This window comes from Pseudomonas californiensis, from assembly GCF_021147775.1.
GTDB lineage: Bacteria > Pseudomonadota > Gammaproteobacteria > Pseudomonadales > Pseudomonadaceae > Aquipseudomonas > Aquipseudomonas californiensis.
The window spans coordinates 21,649-42,881 of the sequence record NZ_JAGTPK010000021.1 but is presented as its reverse complement, the minus strand read 5'-3'; the positions used below and the strand labels follow the sequence as shown (position 1 = coordinate 42,881).

19 protein-coding genes are annotated in these 21,233 nt (G+C 59.6%); 7 read left to right on the top strand and 12 right to left on the bottom strand.

Going from position 1 to position 21,233, the window contains the following annotated elements; translation table 11 throughout:
• Positions 1–24 precede the first annotated feature (24 nt).
• Entirely contained in the window at positions 25–951 is a 927-nt protein-coding gene (locus KDX37_RS19475) for a polyprenyl synthetase family protein (protein ID WP_231654337.1), read from the bottom strand.
• Positions 952–1,109: 158 nt separating this feature from the next.
• Here KDX37_RS19475 and fni point away from each other — a divergent pair, with 158 nt between their 5' ends.
• Genes fni through KDX37_RS19450 form a run of 5 tightly spaced genes read left to right on the top strand, consistent with a single transcriptional unit; the run spans position 1,110 to position 7,029 of the window.
• Positions 1,110–2,159: a type 2 isopentenyl-diphosphate Delta-isomerase gene (gene fni, locus KDX37_RS19470; protein ID WP_231654336.1), complete on the top strand. Its 1,050-nt coding sequence runs from the start codon at positions 1,110–1,112 to the stop codon at positions 2,157–2,159.
• Positions 2,156–3,436 carry a glycosyltransferase gene (locus KDX37_RS19465; protein WP_231654335.1) on the top strand — a complete coding sequence of 427 codons (1,281 nt, stop codon included), beginning with the start codon at positions 2,156–2,158 and terminating at the stop codon, positions 3,434–3,436. Before fni ends, KDX37_RS19465 begins: the two co-directional genes overlap by 4 nt.
• Positions 3,426–4,592 carry a lycopene beta-cyclase CrtY gene (gene crtY, locus KDX37_RS19460; RefSeq protein ID WP_231654334.1) on the top strand — a complete coding sequence of 389 codons (1,167 nt, stop codon included), beginning with the start codon at positions 3,426–3,428 and terminating at the stop codon, positions 4,590–4,592. The genes KDX37_RS19465 and crtY overlap by 11 nt, the downstream gene beginning before the upstream one ends.
• Positions 4,589–6,079, top strand: a complete 1,491-nt coding sequence (locus KDX37_RS19455) for a phytoene desaturase (protein WP_231654333.1) — start codon at positions 4,589–4,591, stop codon at positions 6,077–6,079. Before crtY ends, KDX37_RS19455 begins: the two co-directional genes overlap by 4 nt.
• 11 nt (positions 6,080–6,090) lie before the next feature.
• The gene (locus KDX37_RS19450) at positions 6,091–7,029 is read left to right on the top strand and encodes a phytoene/squalene synthase family protein (RefSeq protein ID WP_231654382.1); all 939 of its coding nucleotides are present in this window, start codon (positions 6,091–6,093) and stop codon (positions 7,027–7,029) included.
• On the opposite strand, the gene KDX37_RS19445 is transcribed toward KDX37_RS19450, so the two are convergent.
• The 11 genes from KDX37_RS19445 to KDX37_RS19395 form a co-directional block, all read right to left on the bottom strand.
• Positions 6,959–7,495 (bottom strand): sterol desaturase family protein, encoded by a 537-nt coding sequence (locus tag KDX37_RS19445; protein WP_231654332.1) that lies wholly within the window; start codon positions 7,493–7,495, stop codon positions 6,959–6,961. The genes KDX37_RS19450 and KDX37_RS19445 overlap by 71 nt on opposite strands.
• Positions 7,496–7,624: 129 nt before the next feature.
• Positions 7,625–8,875: a cytosine deaminase gene (gene codA / locus KDX37_RS19440; RefSeq protein WP_231654331.1), complete on the bottom strand. Its 1,251-nt coding sequence runs from the start codon at positions 8,873–8,875 to the stop codon at positions 7,625–7,627.
• 3 nt (positions 8,876–8,878) lie between these two features.
• On the bottom strand, positions 8,879–10,096 hold the full coding sequence (locus KDX37_RS19435) for a PucR family transcriptional regulator (RefSeq protein ID WP_231654330.1): 1,218 nt from the start codon (positions 10,094–10,096) through the stop codon (positions 8,879–8,881).
• A complete protein-coding gene (gene codB, locus KDX37_RS19430) occupies positions 10,093–11,358 on the bottom strand; it encodes a cytosine permease (RefSeq protein WP_231654329.1) in 1,266 nt (421 codons plus the stop codon). The genes KDX37_RS19435 and codB overlap by 4 nt, the downstream gene beginning before the upstream one ends.
• An 834-nt stretch (positions 11,359–12,192) precedes the next feature.
• On the bottom strand, positions 12,193–12,843 hold the full coding sequence (dhaL, locus tag KDX37_RS19425) for a dihydroxyacetone kinase subunit DhaL (protein ID WP_231654328.1): 651 nt from the start codon (positions 12,841–12,843) through the stop codon (positions 12,193–12,195).
• A gap of 3 nt (positions 12,844–12,846) precedes the next feature.
• A complete protein-coding gene (locus tag KDX37_RS19420) occupies positions 12,847–13,848 on the bottom strand; it encodes a dihydroxyacetone kinase subunit DhaK (RefSeq protein WP_231654327.1) in 1,002 nt (333 codons plus the stop codon).
• 51 nt (positions 13,849–13,899) lie between these two features.
• Positions 13,900–15,015: an MDR/zinc-dependent alcohol dehydrogenase-like family protein gene (locus KDX37_RS19415; protein ID WP_231654326.1), complete on the bottom strand. Its 1,116-nt coding sequence runs from the start codon at positions 15,013–15,015 to the stop codon at positions 13,900–13,902.
• Between the two features lie 29 nt (positions 15,016–15,044).
• Positions 15,045–15,800, bottom strand: a complete 756-nt coding sequence (locus tag KDX37_RS19410; RefSeq protein ID WP_231654325.1) for an SDR family oxidoreductase — start codon at positions 15,798–15,800, stop codon at positions 15,045–15,047.
• Positions 15,801–15,891: 91 nt separating this feature from the next.
• Positions 15,892–16,902, bottom strand: a complete 1,011-nt coding sequence (locus tag KDX37_RS19405; RefSeq protein ID WP_231654324.1) for a substrate-binding domain-containing protein — start codon at positions 16,900–16,902, stop codon at positions 15,892–15,894.
• Positions 16,903–16,965: 63 nt separating this feature from the next.
• On the bottom strand, positions 16,966–17,943 hold the full coding sequence (locus KDX37_RS19400; protein WP_231654323.1) for an ABC transporter permease: 978 nt from the start codon (positions 17,941–17,943) through the stop codon (positions 16,966–16,968).
• Positions 17,940–19,427, bottom strand: coding sequence for a sugar ABC transporter ATP-binding protein (locus KDX37_RS19395; RefSeq protein WP_231654322.1), 1,488 nt, complete (start codon positions 19,425–19,427; stop codon positions 17,940–17,942). The genes KDX37_RS19400 and KDX37_RS19395 overlap by 4 nt, the downstream gene beginning before the upstream one ends.
• A 282-nt stretch (positions 19,428–19,709) precedes the next feature.
• On the opposite strand from KDX37_RS19395, the gene rpiB reads away from it, so the two are divergent.
• Positions 19,710–20,171: a ribose 5-phosphate isomerase B gene (gene rpiB / locus KDX37_RS19390; protein ID WP_231654321.1), complete on the top strand. Its 462-nt coding sequence runs from the start codon at positions 19,710–19,712 to the stop codon at positions 20,169–20,171.
• 63 nt (positions 20,172–20,234) lie between these two features.
• Positions 20,235–21,215 (top strand): sugar-binding transcriptional regulator, encoded by a 981-nt coding sequence (locus tag KDX37_RS19385; RefSeq protein WP_231654320.1) that lies wholly within the window; start codon positions 20,235–20,237, stop codon positions 21,213–21,215.
• Positions 21,216–21,233 lie beyond the last annotated feature (18 nt).

Below are 21,233 nucleotides of genomic sequence, written 5' to 3'. Positions count from 1 at the left end.
CCAGCACGCCTCGGCTTGGAAGGCTTATGAGCAGGCGGCGGTTGCCTGGGGCTGCAGCGCTTTGCGAAAGATCAGCTTGAGGTATTCGCCAACGGTGTGAGTGCTGCCGTACGCCTCATGCAAGTGCTGCTCTGCAGTTACCAGATGCGCGTGCAACAGCTCGGTAGTTTTTTGTGTGCCGTAGAGCGAGACAAAAGTCGACTTCCCGTTATCCTTGCCTTGGTCCTTGGCGTTGTCCGCGCAGTTGTCCTGAAGGTCATCGTACAGCTGAAATGCCTGGCCCAGCTCGACGGCAAAGCTTTGCAAGGCCGCGCGGGCGCGTTCATCAGCGCCGCTTATCAGGCATGCCATGTCCATGATTGCGCCAAACAGCACCCCGGTTTTCAAACGGTTGGTCAGGGCGATTTCTTCTGCGCAGCGATCACGCTTACCGTCATGCAGGTCCTGAAACTGGCCGCGCACCAAGCCTTGCATACCGACCGTGTTGGCCATGATTTCGACCAGTTGGGTTCGAATGGCCGGGGGAATATCGTTTATGCCCGCGACAACTCCAAAAGCCCGGCTCAACAATGCGACTGCGGACAGAATCGCTACGTCCTGACCGAACTTCAGGTGTGCCGTTGGACGGCCGCGTCTGAGTGTCGCGTTGTCCATGCATGGCATATCGTCCAGCACCAGCGACGCGGCGTGCACCATTTCTACAGCGCATCCCAGTTCCAGCGCCTCGCTGCCTGTGTGACCCCACCCTTGCGCGGCCAGCATCAGCAACATCGGACGCATGCGCTTGCCCGGTGCCAGGGTGCTTTCGCGCATGGCGGCTGCTACCAGGTCGCGCTCATTGCAGCCCTCGGGCAATAACTCGCCCAGCCGCCTTTCGATCTGGGCGCGCATCTGCTCCATGCGTTCAACAAAGCTGTGATCGTCGATCCGTGCGTCCAAGTCCATTTTCATCGTCAGTTTTACCTTGGCTGTAAAGATTCAGCGAATGGGCTGGTTCTTCTCAGGTTCTTTTGCTGGCCTAAAAAAACGGAACGACCTCCGTTAATGAGTGCCTCAAGACTCAACAGACCGCGTATACAGAAAAATGATCCACGTAAAACGGAGCCGTCATGGACAAAAGCGACCTGAGCCGACGCAAGGACGACCACCTGAATATTGTTTTGAACCAAAAGTGCACAGGCTCTGGCGCGGGCTTTGATGCTGTGCAGTTCGAACACTGCGCGTTACCTGAGCTTAACCTCGACGACATCGACCTGCGCAGTTCTCTGCTCGGCATTACGCTGCGGGCACCCTTGCTGATCAGCTCGATGACCGGAGGTACTGAGCGCGCTTCTGCCATCAACAGGCACTTGGCCGAGGCCGCACAAGCCCTGGGCATTGCCATGGGCGTCGGGTCTCAACGGGTCGGACTGCGCAGTGCCAATGATCAGGGGCTGACCCGGGAATTGCGTCGTCTGGCACCTGACATTCCGTTGCTGGGCAATATCGGTGCCGCGCAATTACTGGAGTCCGACGGGCTTGAATTGGCTTGCCGCGCTGTAGACGCGCTGCAGGCCGACGCGCTGATCATTCACCTCAACCCGTTGCAAGAGGCAGTTCAAGCCGAAGGCGACCGGGATTGGCGGGGGGTGCTTGATGCGATAGCGCGCACGGTCGACAGTGTCGGTGTGCCGGTGGTGGTCAAGGAAGTGGGCGCGGGGCTCTCGGCATCAGTGGCCCAAATGCTGGTCTCGGCGGGCGTACAGGTGATCGACGTAGCCGGGCAGGGTGGCACGAGTTGGGCAGCCGTTGAGGCCGAGCGCGCGACCCGTCAGGCAGATCGAGACGTTGCCATGGCATTCGCCAATTGGGGCATCCCGACGGCTACCAGCCTTTTAAACGTGCGCCGGGCCCTGCCTGATGTGGTATTGATTGCATCGGGCGGGATCCGCAACGGTATTGATGCAGCTCGCGCCATACGCCTTGGCGCAGATCTGGTTGGGCAGGCGGCCGGCGTGCTGCATGACGCCATGGCATCTAGCGCTGCAGTCATCGAACATTTTGAAACAATAATCCGGCAGCTACGGATCGTCTGTTTTTGCACCGGCTCGCAGAATCTGGCCGCGTTGCGTAATGCGCAACTGATGGTTCCATTGCCGATGGGTGAAGCTCGCCCATGAGTCATTTTGCCGTTGTGTCACCCGCCTTTTACAGTCACTTTCAGGCCTTTCAGGTGTTAGCGCTGGAACTGATAGAGCGCGGTCACCGAGTCACTTTCTTTCATCAGGCCGACGCTCGCCGCTGGCTGAGCGACCCGCGTATCGGCTTTTACACGCTCGGCGCAATCAGTCATCCGCCCGGGAGCCTCGCCAAACCGTTGCGCCGGGCGGCAGCGCCACACGGGCCGCTGGGTCTCCTGCGGGTTATCCGCGATCTGAGCGCGACCACTGCGATGTTCTGCGCCGAACTGCCCGCTGCATTGGCCCATGAGGCCGTGGACGCGATGCTGTGCGACCAGATGGAAGCGGGTGGCGGGCTGGTGGCCGAGGCATTGGGGCTGCCATTCATCTCGGTGGCCTGTGCCTTGCCGGTCAACCGGGAACCCGGATTGCCGCTGCCGGTCATGCCGTTCGCTTACGGCACCGACGCGCGTAGCGTGCGTCTTTATGAAGCCAGCAGCCGGGTCTATGACTGGTTGATGAAACCGTTGCGCAAAGTGCTGCACGAAGCGTCTGGACGTCTGGGTGTCGCACCGCGTGGCAGCTTTCACGAATACCTGTCACCGTTCGCGCAGATCAGCCAGACCGTCGACGGTTTTGACTTGCCACGCGAACATCGGCCCGCGCACTTTCATACCGTAGGTCCGCTGCGTGCACCCAGGGTAACGACCCAATGGGAATGGTCGATCGACCCTGATCGACCGTTCATCTTCGCCAGTCTGGGTACGCTGCAAGGTTCGCGCATGGGCATGTTCAAACAGATCGCCATGGCGTGTCAGCGTCTTGATGCGCAGTTGTTCATTGCCCATTGCGGCGGTCTGGATTCGGCGCAGGAGCAGACACTCAAACAAATGGGTGCCACGTGGGTAACGGCTTTCGTGCCGCAGCTGGAAGTCTTGCAGCGCGCCGACGCGGTGATTACCCATGGCGGTTTGAATACAGTGCTGGACGCGATTGCCGCGCAGACACCCATGCTGGTCATGCCCATTGCCTTCGATCAGCCGGGCGTCGCTGCCCGCGTCAGCTACCGTCAACTGGGCGTACAACTCAATCGTCGTGCCCGAGCGGCCAAGATACATGCGCAGTTGCAACCGTTGCTTGCCCAGCCTCGGGAACCGCTCCAGCATCTGGCTGCAGAGCTGCGAGAGGCTGGCGGTGTGAGCCGTGCGGCGGACATCGTGGAGGAGGTGGTGTGCACTCATCAGCCGGTCTACACAGGGGATGTTCATGCGTTATGACGTGATTCTGGCCGGTGGCGGTCTGGCGAACGGGCTGATTGCCTGGCGTCTGAAGCAGCGGCGTCCGGAATTGAATGTCCTGTGTGTTGAAGAGCAGGACGCGCTTGGCGGCAACCACACCTGGTCGTTTCACGACGGTGATCTCAATGCCGAGCAGCATCAGTGGATAGAACCCTTGGTCGTGAAACAATGGCCCGCCTACGATGTGCATTTTCCAGAACGCTCGCGGCGGATGCACAGTGGTTACGCCAGCATCACCTCCGAGCGCTTCAGCGAAGTGATCTCGGCGGCGCTGGGTGACAGCGTCTGGACAGGCCGACGGATTGCCAGCCTGGCGCCCCATGAACTGTTGCTTGCAGACGGCACACGGCTTGAAGCCAATGCGGTCATTGACGGTCGCGGCGTGCAGCCCAGCGCGCACATGGTATTGGGTCAACAGGCTTTTCTCGGCCAATTGCTGCGCCTGCGTGTGCCTCATGGGCTGGACGCGCCAATTATCATGGACGCCAGGGTCACGCAACGCGATGGCTACCGTTTCGTCTATGTGCTGCCGTTCAGCGCCGACACGCTGTTGATCGAAGACACCCATTACGTGGATCAGCACTCATTGTCGGCAGACCAGTTGCGTGAACACATTGCCGAGTATGCGCAGCAGCAAGGCTGGCAGATTGATGCCTGTCTGCGTGAAGAGCAGGGCGTATTGCCCATCACTCTGGCCGGCGATTTCGAAGCTTTCTGGCACGAGGCCCAAGGGCAGCCACGTTCAGGCCTGCGCGCCGGTCTGTTTCACTGCACCACGGGCTATTCGCTGCCTCAGGCGGTGAAACTCGCAGACTGGATTGCCAGTCAAACGCAGCCTGATGCGCAAGTGTTGGGTAAGGGTATTCGCGACTTTGCTCGCCATCAGTGGCAGCAGCAGGGTTTCTACCGTTTGCTCAACCGTATGCTGTTTCTGGCCGGGCGCCCTGAGAACCGCTGGCAAGTGATGCAACGTTTTTATGGATTGTCCGATGGCCTTATCAGTCGGTTTTATGCAGGCGACAGCCTGTTGCGTGACAAGGCGCGCGTGCTGGTGGGCAAACCGCCAGTGCCTGTAGGTGAGGCCATGCGCGCCGCACTCCGATACCGGCCTCGACATTATGGAAATTCTTTATGACTCAAACAAAAAGCGCAGTAGTGATTGGCGCCGGTTTCGGTGGCCTTGCGCTGGCTATCCGGCTGCAGGCAGCAGGCGTAAAGACGACCCTGCTTGAAAAACGCGACAAACCCGGCGGCCGGGCCTATGTGTATCAGGACGAAGGTTTTACCTTTGACGCAGGCCCCACTGTCATCACCGACCCGACCGCCATCGAAGAGTTGTTCACCGTCGCAGGAAAATCGATCACGGATTACATCGAATTATTACCGGTTTCGCCGTTTTATCGCTTGTGCTGGGAAGACGGCACTCAGTTCGATTACGCCAATGACCAGGCATCCCTTGATCGTCAGATTGGTGCGCTAAATCCCAAGGACGTGGCAGGCTACCAGCGGTTTCTGGCTTATTCGAAAGCAGTCTTCAAGGAAGGTTATCTGAAGTTGGGTGCAGTGCCGTTTCTGTCGTTTCGTGACATGGTCCAGGCCGGGCCGCAACTGGCTCGCCTGCAGGCCTGGCGAAGCGTGTACTCCAAGGTTTCGGAGTTCATCGAAGACGAAAAGCTGCGTCAGGCGTTCTCGTTTCACTCACTGCTGGTGGGTGGTAATCCGTTTGCCACGTCGTCGATCTACACCTTGATTCATGCACTGGAACGGCAGTGGGGCGTCTGGTTTCCCAAAGGCGGGACAGGTGCGCTGGTGCAGGCAATGGTCAAGCTGTTCGAAGACATTGGCGGGCGCATCGAGCTGAACGCCGAGGTTTCCAGCATCGAGGTGACTGGCGCCCGGGCCAGCGGTGTCCGGTTGCACGACGGTCGACACTTTCCGGCTGACTGTGTTGCATCCAACGCAGACGTGGTGCACACCTACGACAACCTGCTGGGTCATCATCCGCGTGGCGTGAAAGAGGGCCGACGGTTGAAAGGCAAGCGGTTCAGTAACTCGCTGTTCGTCATTCACTTCGGTCTCAAGCGGCCGCAGCCGCAGTTGCAGCACCACACGGTCTGTTTCGGTCCGCGTTATCGCGAGCTGATTCAGGAGATTTTCAAAGGCGAGGCGCTGGCTGACGATTTTTCCTTGTACCTGCACGCACCCTGCATCACCGACCCAAGTCTCGCGCCACCCGGTTGCTCCAGTCATTACGTGCTTTCGCCAGTTCCGCATCTGGGGAACGCGCCCATTGACTGGAAGGTGGAAGGGCCGCGGTACCGCGACCGGATTTTCGACTATCTGGAGATGTACTACATGCCGGGCCTGCGTGAAGACCTGGTGACCAGTCGGATTTTCACCCCCAACGATTTTCGCGACGAGCTGAATGCCCATCTGGGGTCGGCTTTTTCGCTCGAACCGATCCTGCAGCAAAGTGCCTGGTTCCGTCCGCATAACCGTGACGCCAACCTGGCCAACGTGTATCTGGTCGGCGCAGGCACCCATCCTGGCGCGGGAGTGCCCGGCGTGATTGGTTCCGCCAAGGCCACGGCAGGGCTGATGCTGGAGCACGTGCACGCATGATGGTGACCAATATGAACGATCAAGCGCTCATGGATCACGCTACGCAAAGCATCACTGTCGGTTCGAAGAGCTTCGCGGCGGCCTCGCAACTGTTTGATCCGGTTACCCGGCGCAGCGCTGTCATGCTGTACGCCTGGAGTCGCCATTGCGACGACGTCATCGATGGTCAGGAAGCCGGACATGACGCTACTGTGCTCAGCGAAGCAGAAACCCTTGAACGCCTTGAAGCATTGATCGCGCAGACGCATGCGGTCTACGCAGGGCTGCCGGTGGAGGACCCAGCTTTCGCGGCGTTCAAGGACGTGGTGTATCGCCATCGGATTCGTCAGGACTATGCGCTGGCGCATCTCGCCGGCTTTGCCATGGATGTGAGTCAGCGTGAATACCGCAGCATCGGGGACACGCTGGAGTACTGTTATCACGTGGCGGGCGTGGTCGGGCTGATGATGGCGCAGGTCATGGATGTCAGCGATGAAAAGACCCTGGACCGCGCCTGCGATCTGGGTCTGGCCTTTCAATTGACCAATATTGCGCGCGACATCGTCGAGGATGCTGCTGTTGGCCGGTGTTATCTGCCCGCGGACTGGCTGGCCGAGATGGGCATCCCGCGTGATCAGCTTGCTTCACCGCAATACCGCCCACAGCTGGCGATCCTGGCGCAGCGACTGGTTGATCTGGCTGAGCCTTATTACGTCAGTGCGCAAGCCGGGCTTGCTTCGCTTCGCTGGCGATCCGCCTGGGCCGTCGCCACAGCGAGGGCTGTTTACCGGGAAATCGGGGTCAAGGTGCGTGACGCCGGGCCACGCGCCTGGGATTCGCGCCAGTCCACTTCAAAACTGGACAAGCTGCGGCTGGTCATCAGCGGAGCGTGGCATGCCACTACTTCGCGGGTTCGACGCTATCCCGAGCGTCCAAAGGAGTTGTGGCACCGTCCTCGTCGTTTTTATTGAGCGGTCCGCCGTGAAGTTCACGCAGTTGTGCCTTCAGTCGGGCGGTTGAAGGCGCATACAGAAAGCCGAATGACACGCAACGCTCCTTGCCTGATACCGCATGGTGCATCAGGTGCGCCTGATAAAGGCGTTTGGAATAACCGCTTCTCGGGACCATTTTGAATGGCCAGCGTCGATGCACCAACCCGTCATGGGCGATGAAGTACAGCAGGCCATAACCGGTCATACCCGCGCCAATCCATTCCAGCGGGTGCATGCCCTGGGTTCCTAGGGCAATCAGCACGATAGCTACGCCTGCGGATACCACGGCATATAAATCGTTTTTCTCGAACCAGCCAGTCCGGGGTTCGTGATGAGAGCGATGCCAGCCCCAGCCCCAGCCGTGCATGACGTATTTGTGGGCAAGGAACGCGAAGCCTTCCATGCCGATGAGCGTGGCCAGAAACACCAGCGTGTTGAATAACATCCGTTTGTCCTCAAGAGTCCTTGCCATCGGACTGTCAAAAGCCTGCGAGCGTTCGATCCGGTTCACAGGCTCTGATCATCAGCCGGTCGCAACCCGCTGATGCCATTCAGTGCAAACGATCAAGACCTGTTACGCCTGACGATCAAAGCGTTCTGTTCGAGCCGGCGTACGTTGCATCAGCACCTTGCCAGCGCGTATCGAAACCAGTGCCTGCCCCTGGCTGCGTACCATCTCGTAATCGTCGGGCGCTGAGAGTATCAGCAGGTTGGCCGGGCGTCCCACCTCGATACCATAACGCTCACCCAGGTTCAGGGTGCGCGCCGCGTTATCGGTGATCAGGTCCAGCGAGCGCTTGAGGTCTTCGTAGCCCAGCATGTGGCAAATGTGCAGGCCGGCTTCCAGTATGCGCAGAATATTGCCATTGCCGAGCGGATACCAAGGATCGACGATGGAGTCCTGACCAAAGCAAATGTTCATCCCCGCGCGGTCAATTTCGGCGACGCGCGTCAGACCGCGTCGTTTTGGGTAGCTGTCAAAACGGCCTTGCAGATGAATGCTTTCGGTCGGGCATGAAATGAAATTGATGCCGGAAAGCTTGAGCAGGCGAAACAGTTTGTAGCAGTAAGCATTGTCGTAGGAGCCCATCGCGACTGTGTGGCTGGCGGTCACGCGTGCGCCCATGTCCCGCACCCGCGCTTCTTCGGCGAGCACCTCCAGAAAGCGCGACTGAGGGTCATCGGTCTCGTCACAATGCACATCCACCAGACAGCCCGTACGCTCGGCCAGGTCCATCAGAAACTTCACCGAAGAGACCCCTTGATCGCGGGTGTTCTCGAAGTGCGGGATGCCGCCGACCACATCGGCGCCCATGGCGATGGCTTCGGTCATCAGCGCCCGACCATTGGCGAAGGATTCGATGCCTTCCTGAGGAAAGGCGACAATCTGCATATCGATCAGATGCCGGGTTTCATCACGCACCTCCAGCATCGCCTTGAGCGCAGCAAGCGACGGGTCGGTGACATCTACGTGAGTCCGCACATGCTGAATGCCATGATCGACCAGCATGTCGATGGTTTTGCGGGCACGGTTCTTGGTGTCCTCATGGGTGGTGAGCTCCTTTCGCTCTGCCCAGCGCTCGATACCTTCGAACAGCGTGCCGCTCATGTTCCACTTCGGCTCACCGGCCGTGAGGGTGGCGTCCAGATGGATGTGCGGTTCCACGAAAGGCGCGACCACCAGATTCTGCTCAGCATCCCTGTCGTTCGGGCCAGTGAGTGTGGCGACGTGAGGCTGCGCCTTGATGGCTTTGATGTAAGCACCGTCCAGTTCGATTCGGTACAGACCCTGTTTGCCACGCAGGCGGGCGTTGATGATGTGCATGATTTATTCCTTGCCTTGGGCTTCGGTCATACGCCATATCAGCAGGGCGACCGAAGCGTTCATACGAAACAGGGGATCATCGAGCGACTGTCTGCTTTGCTGCTCGATGCGCTGGATCCGTTGGTTGAGGGTGTTGCGATGAATGTTCAGACGTTGTGCGGCCTTGATGGCGTTGCCGTTCTCGCGTAACAGCGCGTCCAGGGTTTCGATCAGTGTGTGGGGACGCTTGCGGCCGGTTTCGACCATCGGCGTCAGGGTCTGGCTGACAAACGCGTCGATGATCGAGCGGTCACCGATCCCCTGCAGCAGGCGTAGCACGCCCAGCTCACTGAAATCACACAGCCCGGTCGCCGGGCGCAGGTTTTCCGCAACCTCCAGTGCCTGGCGGGCTTCATTGAGCGCTCGACGATAGTGGCCGCAATCCTGCACTGGCTGGGACAGGCCCATGAACACTGACAGGTCGCCCGTCAGCGCCCTCAGTGACCGGTGCAATTGCGCCAGTTCAATCCGTAACGCAGAGAGGTCGGGCAGCAGCAGAACGAACAGGTCACCCTGGGCGATGACAGGCAGCGGCGCCGGGAAATTTTGGCACCAGGCATCCAGTTGGTCCTGCACGCGTTGGCGGGTGAGCTGCAAAAGCCGCTCGGCCTCGGCTGCGCTGTGACGGTCGAATAACACGCCGACCTGGGACATGCGCAGGGCTACTGCGCAGCGGGGTTGGTCGACCGGCAGTTGCAACAGTGCGGCGCGCTGGCGTGTGGTCGCAAGGCTTGGATAATCGCCGGTCAGCAATTGGCCGATGATGTCGTGGCGCGAACGCCGTGTATGAGCCATTTGCACCAGCGCCGTACCGATCAGGTGCGTGACGATCACCATCTTCAACAGGTAAGGCTGCTCGATCAATGGCAGTCCCAACTGCTCTGCAAGCTCGACGACGGCTTGTGGTATGTGCTGAATGAACGCGCCACCCGTGAGAATGACCAGCCCGGCAATACCGCAGGCATCTCCATCACTGACCAGACTCAGCAAGTTGGCTTCTTCGCGCGCATGATTGATCCCAGTGATGAACACCAGCTCGCCGCCCATCACCCATTCGGCAATGCCCTCATTTTCCGCCACGTAAGACCAGCGCACGCTTCGGTGAAGGTTGCGCGCACCGGCGCGCACGGTCATTTCTTCCAGGCCCGCAAGCTGGAGGATTTCTTCGACGGTCAGGCTCAATGGTCCCCCTGCGCGGTGATACTGACCGAGCGGCGTGCCGTGATCTGAAGCAGCACGATGTAGGTAATGCCCGACGCCACGATCCCGACCAGAGGCGCGATCCAGGGTGAAAAATAAGCCAGCAGCGCGCCAACTGCGTAGGCAGACAGTCCGCGCACGTTGTAGCGTGGCAATGTCACGCTGGCCAGCGCCGGGTACTTGCCACGATGGCGATACCAGAAATCAGCCATGATCACGCCGCCGACCGGGGGAATGATCGACCCCAGCAGGACCAGAAACGGGATGAGCATCTCGTACATGCCGCCAATGGCCAGCACCACACCCACTGCGGCCGCGCCCAGGGTCATGGTGCGCCGACGCTCGCTGCGTACCAGATGACAGGCGGCGGCCGAAACGTTGTAGATCGTCGGCCCCTGGATGGTCCACAGGTTGAGGCAAAGCATGATGACCGCCGCAAACGACAAACCTTGCAGCATCATCACTTCAACGATATCGGCCTGCTGATACACGATGGCACACCAGGCGCCTGCGACGACCATCAGGCCGTTGCCCAGCAGGAAACTGACCAGGCTGGCAGTGACCGCGACCCGGCCGGAACGCGACAGACGCGTCCAGTTGGTGGCTTGCGTGGCGCCGCTGGCAAAGGTCCCGAACACCATGGTGATGGCAGCGGACACGCTCATCGTTTCCTGTGGAATCACTGCCGCCAGCTTCTGGAAACCGCCGATGTCTCGCGTGGCGAGGTACATCGAGACGATCAGCAGCACGAACATGAGCGGTACCGATAACCGCGACAGCACGTCCAGCCCTTTGTAGCCGATGATGGCGGTAACGCTGAAGCCGAGACCGAAGAGCACCATGAGCGGGAAGGTAAAACCGCTCGCCAGATCGAGCATCTTGACCAGAACGATGGCCACGGTGGCGGTACCCCAGGCGTACCAGCCCAGTTCTGCAAAACCAAGCAGCGAGTCTGACAGCCGGCTGCCCGCTTCGCCAAAGCAGAAGCGGCCCATCAGTACCGTGTTCAGACCACTGCGCGAGGCAATGAACGCCAGCGCCGCGGCATACAAAGCCAGCAGGCTGTTGCCGATGACGGCTATCCAGAGCATGTCAACGAACTCGAACGCCAGCCCCAGCTTGCCGCCTGCGAACATCGTGCCGGTAAAGAAGGTGAAACTGAACAGCACCATCGAGATAGACAGCAGCCCTCTGCGCGCCTCCCTGGGGGCTTCAGTCAACGGAAATTCTCCAGGTGAACTCATGTCTATTCTCCAGATCGCCAGCGTGGTTCGGTTTGAGTGTCTGACTGGAGTCACAGCAATAACCACGCCCGTTTTACGAGGCTGAAAAAACAGCGAAAAAGCGAGCGTTCTTCACAGACATGAATGTGCAGACAGCACATTTCTGAATGTATGGCTGGGTCGGGACTGTGCTGAATGATTTATTCTGGGGCGCTAATGCACCATCGGGGCCGGTTCGCGGAGCCGGCCCCGAGCGAAATTCAGGCCGACAGCGTGTAGACTTTTGCGCTTGTCACCGGGAGTCTGGTGTTCTGATTTTCCTTCAGTCTCTGTGTTTATCAAGGCGTGTTTATGGATTTGCGTCAGCTCGAAGCCTTCGGTCACGCGGGTCATTCAGGAGCTTGAGCAGGAGCTGGTCTTTGCGCTGTTGTTTGCTGACGAACAGGCAAGTATGTTCCCTGAAAATGTCGGCTCCCTATCGGCTCAGCGATCAGAATCGAAAAAGCCCCGCCACGGCAGAGCCAAAACCAAACAGCGCCTTTCTACCCCGATAGCTGCCACACCGCAGAACGCGACGTAAGGTGCAGGCTGAGTTCTGACGCTGATCCGTTGCAGCGACCGCCGGATCAGGGTCAGGACGAAGGGCTCCGCCGCGGGCGGACCCAACCGGAGCCTGGGGCTTTGCCCACTCTGGCCCCATCAAAGTGGGTCGCCGAGGGGCGAGAAGGTGACCTGAACCGAGCGCACATCCAGCTGAATCCACGGTCCCGAACGGCCAAAACAAAAACCATACTGGTCAGCTTGCTGACGAAGGGGGCGGCAGGTCCAGTATTCACAGGACATTTGATGAAGGCCTCAGGCCTGGACCAGCCTTGGCTGCACGGAGTCGGCCAGGCGGGTCAGGATCAGGCAGCACGAAACCGCACCGGCATCCAGCACCCCCAGGGACCGCTCGCCCAGGCGGCTGGCGCGGCCGATCTTTGCCACCAGATCCCGCGTGGAGTCGCGGCCTTGCGAGGCGGCGGCTTTCATGGCGACCAGTGCTTCGGCAAATGATGCACCGGCTGCATGGACTTTCTCGAAGGCTTCCACAGCCGGGATCAGCGTGTCCATAAGACACTTGTCGCCAACGCCGGCTTCGGTGATGTCCTGCAACGAGGTCAGACCGCCGCGCAGCAAATGGGCGAAGGTGGCGGCGTCGATTTCCTCACTGGCACGGACTTCGTCGGCCATGCCGATGAACAGGCTGCCGTACAACGGACCCATCGAACCGCCGATACCTTCCATCAGGCTCAGGGTCAGTTCATCCAGGGCTTGCGCCAGGGTCAGTTGCTTGCCCTCGATGGTCCGGCCGCAATGCGCGAACCCTTTGGCCATGTTGATGCCGTGGTCACCATCACCAATGGCGCCGTCGACTTCGCTGAGGTATTCGCGGTTGGCGACAATCACGCTGACCAGATCTGCAACGATGGCGCTGCCGTCACGGGAAGAAAAATGCTGACTCATGATTTACTCCGCCTGGGTCATGCCGATAGAGCGGCAAGGTTGATCGATCAGGGTTTGAAGCTCTTCGTCCAGGCCCAGCAGAGTCAGGGTCACGCCCATCATCTCCAGCGAGGTGAAGTAATTGCCGACGTAGCAGCGATGGATCTTCAGCCCTTTGGCCTGCAACTGACGCTCGACTTCGGCGTAGAAAATGTAAAGCTCCATGACTGGCGTTGCGCCGAGGCCCGACACCAGCACCACCACGCTGTTGTCCTGACTGAAGTCACGGTCGGCCAGAATCGGCGCCAGCATACGTTCGGCCATGGCCGCCGCAGGTTCTATGGGTACGACTTCGATGCCCGGTTCGCCGTGGTGGCCGATACCCAGCTCCATCTGGCCGTCCGGGATCTGGAAGTTGGGTTTACCGACAGCCGCAATGGTGCAAGGGGTCAGACCAATGCCGATCGAGCGGCAATGATCGACAGCTTTTTGTGCCACGCGAATGACACCGTCCAGATCGTAGCCCTGCGCGGACGCAGCACCGCCGACTTTCCACATGAAGATTTCACCGGCGACGCCATGGCGTTTGGCGATATCAGCCTTGGGGGCGGACGCGACGTCATCATTGGCGACCACGGTACGGATCTGCATGCCCTTGCTGGCCGCCATCTTCATGGCCAGCTTCACGTTCATGTTGTCGCCTGCATAATTGCCGTACAAGCAGGCCAAGCCTGCACCATGGTCGGCTGCGCGAAATGCGTCAAAGAAACTCTTGGCCGTCGGTGAGGAGAAAATCTCGCCCACCGCCACGGCATCCACCAGACCGGGGCCGACATAGCCGAGAAACGCCGGTTCGTGGCCGGAACCGCCGCCGGTAACGATGCCCACATGCCCTTGGGCAGAAGGCCTCGTTTTGCTGATGACGCGCGGGTTGGTGTCGCTCTGGCGCAGCTCGGGGTGCGCGACCAGAATGCCGCGCAGCATGTCTTCGACCACCTGATCCGGATCGTTTATCACTCGATTCATAACGCGGTTTCCTGTTTTCTTTTTATAAGGATCGGGCGGGTACGGTTCCGTTTACGGTTCAAGTACCACTTTCAGCGACTTGTCGCCACGTTCCATCACCGCGAAGGCTTCCTTGAAGTCCGCCAGCGCAAACTTGTGGGTCACCACGTCGCGCATGTCGATCTTGCGGTTGCCGATGAAATCAATCGCTCGCGGATACATGTACGGGCCAAGGTGGGAACCCAGCACGTCCAGCTCTTTGCGGTCGCCGATGATCGACCAGTCGACGGTCGCCTCATCGTTGAATACGCTGAACTCCACAAAACGGCCCAGCTTGCGCAACATCGCCAGACCCTGATTGACGGCCTTGTGATGCCCGGTGGCTTCGATGTAGATGTCGCAGCCATAGCCTTCGGTGATGTCCTTGATCTTGGCCAGCACATCGACTTCGGCGGGGTTCCACACTTCATCGGCACCCATGCGCAGGGCGAGGGCTGCACGTTCGGGTTTCATGTCGAGCACGATCAGCTTTTTAGGGTTGCGCATGCGGACCGCGCCGATGATCCCGAGGCCCAGCGTACCGGCGCCGGCGACGACGACCACATCGTCAAAATCGACATTGGCGCGTTCAGCCGCGTGCAGCGAGCAGGCAAGGGGTTCGATGAGGATCGCTTCATCGGGTGCGATGGAGTCCGGCACCTTGTGGATGATGCCTTCCTTGGTGAAGATCATGTACTGCGCCATGGCGCCCTGCACGTTGTTTTGGAAGCCATAAAGATCGTGCTTTTGACACATCCAGTACTGACCGTGGTTGCAGAAACGGCAGCCCCAGCACGGCACGATCTGTTCCGAAATTACGCGGTCGCCGACTTTAACGCCGCGCTTTTCGGCACCAGGGCCGAGTGCGACGACGCGGCATACAAACTCATGCCCCGGAATCATTGGCGGTTTGACGTAACGGGGCTGCTCGGCATCGCCCCAGAAGGACGGGGCGCCGCGATAGGTCTTGATGTCGCCCATGCAGATACCGCACAGCTCGACCTTGGTAAGGATTTCGTCGGGGCCCGGTGTTGGCACGTCGACGGTTTCCAGTCGGTAATCTTCAGGGCCGTGGCACACCACCGCCTGCATGGTGGCCGGAATGACCGGCGAGAGTTGTTCAGCGGTGCGTGCGGTATCGGTGGACATGATGATGAACCTCGCGACAGATAGATGAATTACTGAATGCTGTAGCCGCCGTCGATCACCACGTTTTCACCGGTGATCATGCTGGCGACGTCGCTGAGCAGGTACAACGCGAGCCCGGCGATTTCTTCCGGCTGGGCAAAGCGGCCCGCCGGGATCTGCAATTTGGCCCGTTCGCCCAACTCACCGGCCCAGGCTTTCTTGCCCAGTGCGGTTTCAACAATGGTCGGGGAAATGGCGTTGACGGTAATGTGCGGCGCCCATTCCATGGCCAGCACTTTGGTCATGCCGACAACGGCCGCCTTGCTCGCGCAGTAGGCGACATGGCGATCAAGCCCGATGACGGCGGCCTGCGAAGCGAGATTGACGATGCGCCCGCTGCCTTGCGCCAAAATGTGCCGTGCGCAGGCCTGTGCGACGAAAAAGCTGGCCTTGAGATTGATGTCGAGGGTGGTGTCCCAGGCGCTTTCGGTCACCTCAAGAGCCTTGTCGAGCAGTGCGACGCCCGCGCTGTTGACCAGATAGTCCAGGCGCTTGAAGTGCTCGAATACGCTATCAATGGTGCTTGCGATCTGATCGACCTGACCCAGATCGACGGCAATGCCGATGTGGCCTTGTCCCAGACTGGCGGCGATGTCGACCACGGCAGGATCGCGGTCGAGCAATGCAACACGTGCGCCACGCTCCACCAGCAGGCTGGCACAGGCCAGACCGATCCCGGCGGCCCCGCCCGTGATCACGGCGCAGCGCCCAGTGAGGTCGAACGCCTGATTCCAGAATCCAGACATGAACATGACTCCTGTGTTGGGCTTGAATGGGTAGACGTCCAGGGAGCGGCTTGCTCAAAAACACGCTCGCACCCTGAGCGGTGGTCCAGTGTTACTTGCCGCCGCTGACCTGCTGGTACAGTGCGTCGGCGTTGGCATTGGTGACGGGCACCCAAGGCAGGATGTAGTTCTTGTCGGTGCCGTCACCCCATTTCACGTCCTTGGCGTAACGTTCCCAGATTACCGATTGAGGCTTGTAATCCTTGCCGGCGAGCGCACGCAGGGCAACGTCAAGTGCGCCCTGGGATTGGGCCTGGGCATCCTGAAGGAAGGTGGTGACTTCGTTTTTCTTGGCGGCCTGAATGGCGTCTGGCATGCCGTCGATGGAGGTGACCGGAACCTCGGCAGGCGTCAGGCCTCGGGATTTCACTGCTTGCAGCGCACCGAGCGCCATGTCGTCGTTTTGCGCAATGATCCCCGAAATGCCGCCATTGGGGTGCGCGTTCAGCCAGTCTTCGGTCAGCGCCAAGGCCTCGGCGCGCGACCAGTTGGCGGTTTTCATTTCAATGATCTTGATATCGGGATTTTTCTTCAGGACTTCCATCTCGCCCTTTTCCCGATCGATCTGTGCTGACTGACCAATTGGCCCCTGAATGATCACCACATTGCCTTTGCCCTTGAGCTTGTCGACCATGGCCTGGGCTTGCAGGCGACCGCCTTCGACGTCGTCGTTGTCCACGTACGGCACCTTGGCGCTGGCAACACGGGTGTTGGAGGCGATCACCGGAATGTCATTCTCCATCGCTCGCGCCACGGTACCGATCCCGGCCTTGGTATCGATAGGTACGAACAGGATTGCATCGTAATGCTGGGTGATCATGGTTTCGATCTGGTTGTTCTGGGTCAACGCGTCATAGTTGCCGTCAAACACGGTGATCTGCACGGTGCCGTTCTTGACCGCTGGATGCTGTTTGAGCTCACGAACCCAGTTCTGCATGAACTGACCCTTGAGGCCGTAAACCGCCGCGCCAATCTTGTAGGTCTTGCCATCGGCGGCCAGCGCGATGCTGCTGGCGAGCAGGGAGAGCGCCGCGACAGCGGCCAGGGATGTACCGAATTTCATGATGAGACTCCGTTATTGTTGTTGGTCAGTCGTTCATTCAGAGGAAAAGCACAGAAACAGCTGCTAGCGTTTTTTCTTGCGCCACACATCGATCAGTACCGCGAACACGATGATCAGGCCCTTGGCGACCTGCTGGTAATAAGAGGAAACCCCGAGCAGGTTGAGCCCGTTATTGATCACGCCGATCAGCAAGGCGCCGAACAGCGTGCCCACGATGCTGCCGGTGCCACCAGAAAGGCTCGTGCCACCGATGACCACCGCAGCAATGGCATCGAGCTCGTAGGACATGCCAGCCTGGGGCAGGGCGGAGGTGGTCCTGGCAGAGAGAACCACCCCTGCAAGACCGGCGAGCAGTCCGGACACCACGTACACCGAGAACATCACCTTGCGTACGCCGATCCCCGAGGTGCGCGCGCTTTTTTCGTTGCCACCGACTGCGTACACATAGCGGCCGTAAGTGGTGTAACGCAGCACCATCCAGAAAATCAGCGCGACCACGGCGAAAATGATGATGGGCACGCCAATCGGGCCTATCTTGCCAATGCCCAGCGCCAGATATTCCTCAGGCAAGTCGGTAACCGGGCTGCCGTCGTTGAGAATGAAGGTCATGCCACGGGCGATGCTGAGCATGCCCAGCGTGGCGACAAAGGGCGGTATCGACAGGTTGGCAACCATGAACCCGTTGACGACGCCGAGCATGGCGCCGGCAAACATCCCAGCGCTGACTGCTGCCAAAAGGCCATACCCTTGAGTCGCGACCAGCGCACTGCAGAGGCCGGCAAATGCGAGAATCGAACCGACCGAGAGGTCGATGCCCTTGGTCAGGATCACGTAGGTCATGCCCACGGCCAGAATGCCGTTGATAGACGTCTGCCGGAGGATGTCCATCCAGTTGCGCCAGGTCATGAAATATTCGCTGGCAAAGGCCATGACCAGACACAAAAGAATGAAGACCAGCGGCAGGCCGAAGCGGTCGAGGGAAAGGCGAAGTCGGCTGCGCGGGGCTGCGGTGGCAGGCGCGGTAATGGTTTTGGCATTCATGAGGCAAGACTCAACAAGGCTTCCTGGGAAAGGTCGGTGTCGCTGCTGATAGTGACCAGCCGTCCGGCTTTGAACACCGCAATGCGGTCACTCAGGCGCAGCAACTCCGGCGCTTCGGACGACACGACGATAGCTGCACCGCCGGAACGCACGAACTGATCCAGCAGGTGATAGATTTCCTGCTTGGCACCTTCATCGATGCCGCGAGTCGGTTCGTCGCACAACAGGCAGACCGGCTCTGTGGACAGGCATTTGGCGAGCACCACCTTTTGCTGGTTGCCGCCACTCATCGACGCCACGGGCAGGTCCAGGGAAGTGGTCTTGATCTGCAGACGTCTGACCATGTCTTCAGCCAGCTCTGTTTCCTTGCGGGCATTGATCAGCGACCAACTGGACAGGCGTTTGTAAGCCGACAATGCAATGTTGGTGATAATACTGCTGCTGAGCACCAGCCCACTGTCCTTGCGGTCTTCAGTCACCAGTGACATGCCGGCGCGAATGGTCGCCTTGGGCAGACCCACCGGCATGGGCTTGCCTTGCAGAGTGATGCTGCCGGCGTCCGGAGTGGTCAAGCCATAGATGCAGTTGAGGAATTCGCTGCGACCCGAACCCATCAAACCATAGATGCCGAGGATCTCACCCTGGCGCACTTGCAGGCTGATGTCCTGGAACTCGCCATTGCGGCTCAGACCTTCGACGTCCAGGCAGCAGGTGGCGGCGCATTCCCGGCCAACCTTGTGATCGATGCGTTGCAGTTCCTGGCCGACGATACCCTTGACCAGATGCGCGCGGTCGATGTCAGCCATGCGCCCGGTTTCAACGAAAGCTCCGTCGCGGAAGATGCTGTAGTCATCGGCGATCTGTGCCAGTTCGCTGAGGCGATGTGACACATAGACGATTCCGGCGCCCCGTTCAGTCAGGCGGCGGATGGCTTTGAACAGGGTTTGTGCCTCGCGCTCACCGATGGCCGAGGTGGGCTCGTCCATGATCATCACCTGGCAGTCGTGGCTGAACGCCTTGGCGATTTCCACCAGTTGAATCTGCGCGACGCTCAGACGGTGCATGGGGCTGGTGGCGGCCACATCGAATTCCAGGCTTTCCAGCAAGTCGCGGGTGCGTCGGTTCAACTCTTTGGTGTCGACGATGCAACCCGCGCGACGCGGTTCGCGTCCCAGCCAGATATTTTCGGCGACGGTCATGAAGGGGATGGGTTCAAGTTCCTGCGTGATCATCGCGATCCCCGCTGCCAAGGCTTCACCGGGACGGTTGAATTGCACCGGTTCGCCATTGAGCAGAATGGTGCCGGCATCACGCTGGGTGATGCCCATGAGAATGCTGAGGAACGTTGATTTGCCTGCGCCATTGCCGCCGCACAAGGCATGCACGCTGCCGGCACGCAACGAAAGTCGGCCATCACGCAGGGCAGGAATGCCCGCATAAGCCTTGGTGACGTGTTCAGCCTGGAGCAGTAATGGCGTGGCCATTGGCGTGTCCTCGTGCTGTGAATTCTTATTAGGTGCACCGTGGTGTCGCTCGGTGAGCATATGTGTATCAAATGAAATTCTGATCAGTCAATCTCTTTCATGGAAAAGTTGTAAATGCGGTCATTTGCGCAAATAGACGCTCCATTTGGCACGTTTATCTCAAGGTCAGTTAAATCCTGCTTGACAGAAAACGCGGAATACCCGAGAAATGACTGATCGGAATTTCACTGGCTGATCATATGATCGGTCTCGGGCCGGACCACGGCAGCGGAGTCAAACGCCATGAACACACCTTTCCCGGTGGCTATCGGATGCGATGAGGCGGGTTACGAGCTTAAGGAATTGTTGAAACATCACATTGAGGCGCTGGGCTATCCAGTGACCGACTTTGGTACTCATTCCACGGCGCCGGTGCTCTACCCGGACATTGCCCTGGCGGTTGCCACCGCCATCAAGGCCGGTGAGCAGCGGCTGGGCGTGCTGGTCTGCGGCACCGGAATCGGCATGGCAATCTCTGCCAACAAGGTGTTGGGGATCCGCGCGGCTCAGGCGCACGACACCTATTCCGCCGAGCGTGCGCGCAAAAGCAACGACGCGCAGATTCTGTCCATCGGGGCGCGGGTGATCGGCGCTGAGCTGGCCAAGAGCATCGTCAAGTCGTTTCTGGAGTCGGAATTCGAAGCCGCACGCTCCGGTGCCAAGGTCGATCGAATCAACGCGATAGAGCGTGACGGGCATCAATAGTGGACGGGAAGGGCTGGCAGTAGGGAGAATGCGCCTTTGACGTCGAAACGGAAGCCCGTCCACATGAGTGACAGTAGCCAGCGCATTGCCAGCGACATCGATCTGATGACCGAAGTCGCGATGCTCTATTACCTTGAGAACGTCACTCAGGAAGCCATCGCCAAACGCTTTGACCTGTCCCGGGCAAAGGTCAGCCGACTGCTCAAACGCGCACGCGATGAAGGCATTGTCGAGGTTCGGGTGTTGCAGCATCCGGCCATGAACAACGAGCTGGAACAGGCGCTGGTAGAGCGCTTCAAGCTTGATCGTGCCCTGATCGCGGTCGACCACAGCGATCCCGATACCCAGCGTTCGGCCGTTGCCAGCCTGGTCGCCAACTACCTGAACAGAACGCTGGGCGACGGCATGATTGTCGCGGTGGGCATGGGGCGCAACGTGGGCGCAGTCGCGGACAACGTATTTTTGCCCGTGACGCGCAACTGCACTTTTGTCTGCGCCATCGGTGGTTCGCTCAAGGCGGGCGAATACATGAACCCTGATCACATCTGTCGACGCCTTGCCCTGCGCTTCGGCGGCGAGAGTGAAAGCCTTTATGCGCCTGCGCTGGTGGCCAATCCGGAGCTGCGCGGCGTGCTGATCAGCAATGACACCGTACGCTCTACGCTGGACCGTGCCCGCCGTGCCGATATTGCCCTGATCGGTATCGGTGACATGAGTGAGAACAGCAATATGGTGCGCATGGGCTGGTTCTCGCCCCAGGAAATCGCGCAGGCGCGCCTGTCCGGCACGGTGGGTGACATGATGGGTTACGACTTCATCGACATTCATGGCCAGCCTGCGGTCAACGCCATTCAGGGCCGGATCATCGGGCTGACCGTGCAGGAGCTGTTCCGTATTCCTGATGTGGTGGCGATTGCCAGCGAAAACACCAAGGCTGCCGCCACGCTGGGAGCGTTGCGCTCCGGCGTGATCAACACGCTGGCGACCACCGTGACCAATGCTCACACCATCCTCGCCCTGGATGATGCAACTCGCAAGGCTTGAGTCTGCGCCGTTTCAAGC

What these genes read in the sequence shown, in the direction of transcription:
- KDX37_RS19475 (WP_231654337.1), bottom strand. Translation starts at nt 951, where the DNA reads ATGAAAATGGACTTGGACGCACGGATCGACGATCACAGCTTTGTTGAA.
- fni (WP_231654336.1), top strand. Translation starts at nt 1,110, where the DNA reads ATGGACAAAAGCGACCTGAGCCGACGCAAGGACGACCACCTGAATATT.
- KDX37_RS19465 (WP_231654335.1), top strand. Translation starts at nt 2,156, where the DNA reads ATGAGTCATTTTGCCGTTGTGTCACCCGCCTTTTACAGTCACTTTCAG.
- crtY (WP_231654334.1), top strand. Translation starts at nt 3,426, where the DNA reads ATGCGTTATGACGTGATTCTGGCCGGTGGCGGTCTGGCGAACGGGCTG.
- KDX37_RS19455 (WP_231654333.1), top strand. Translation starts at nt 4,589, where the DNA reads ATGACTCAAACAAAAAGCGCAGTAGTGATTGGCGCCGGTTTCGGTGGC.
- KDX37_RS19450 (WP_231654382.1), top strand. Translation starts at nt 6,091, where the DNA reads ATGAACGATCAAGCGCTCATGGATCACGCTACGCAAAGCATCACTGTC.
- KDX37_RS19445 (WP_231654332.1), bottom strand. Translation starts at nt 7,495, where the DNA reads ATGTTATTCAACACGCTGGTGTTTCTGGCCACGCTCATCGGCATGGAA.
- codA (WP_231654331.1), bottom strand. Translation starts at nt 8,875, where the DNA reads ATGCACATCATCAACGCCCGCCTGCGTGGCAAACAGGGTCTGTACCGA.
- codB (WP_231654329.1), bottom strand. Translation starts at nt 11,358, where the DNA reads ATGAGTTCACCTGGAGAATTTCCGTTGACTGAAGCCCCCAGGGAGGCG.
- dhaL (WP_231654328.1), bottom strand. Translation starts at nt 12,843, where the DNA reads ATGAGTCAGCATTTTTCTTCCCGTGACGGCAGCGCCATCGTTGCAGAT.
- KDX37_RS19420 (WP_231654327.1), bottom strand. Translation starts at nt 13,848, where the DNA reads ATGAATCGAGTGATAAACGATCCGGATCAGGTGGTCGAAGACATGCTG.
- KDX37_RS19415 (WP_231654326.1), bottom strand. Translation starts at nt 15,015, where the DNA reads ATGTCCACCGATACCGCACGCACCGCTGAACAACTCTCGCCGGTCATT.
- KDX37_RS19410 (WP_231654325.1), bottom strand. Translation starts at nt 15,800, where the DNA reads ATGTCTGGATTCTGGAATCAGGCGTTCGACCTCACTGGGCGCTGCGCC.
- KDX37_RS19405 (WP_231654324.1), bottom strand. Translation starts at nt 16,902, where the DNA reads ATGAAATTCGGTACATCCCTGGCCGCTGTCGCGGCGCTCTCCCTGCTC.
- KDX37_RS19400 (WP_231654323.1), bottom strand. Translation starts at nt 17,943, where the DNA reads ATGAATGCCAAAACCATTACCGCGCCTGCCACCGCAGCCCCGCGCAGC.
- KDX37_RS19395 (WP_231654322.1), bottom strand. Translation starts at nt 19,427, where the DNA reads ATGGCCACGCCATTACTGCTCCAGGCTGAACACGTCACCAAGGCTTAT.
- rpiB (WP_231654321.1), top strand. Translation starts at nt 19,710, where the DNA reads ATGAACACACCTTTCCCGGTGGCTATCGGATGCGATGAGGCGGGTTAC.
- KDX37_RS19385 (WP_231654320.1), top strand. Translation starts at nt 20,235, where the DNA reads ATGAGTGACAGTAGCCAGCGCATTGCCAGCGACATCGATCTGATGACC.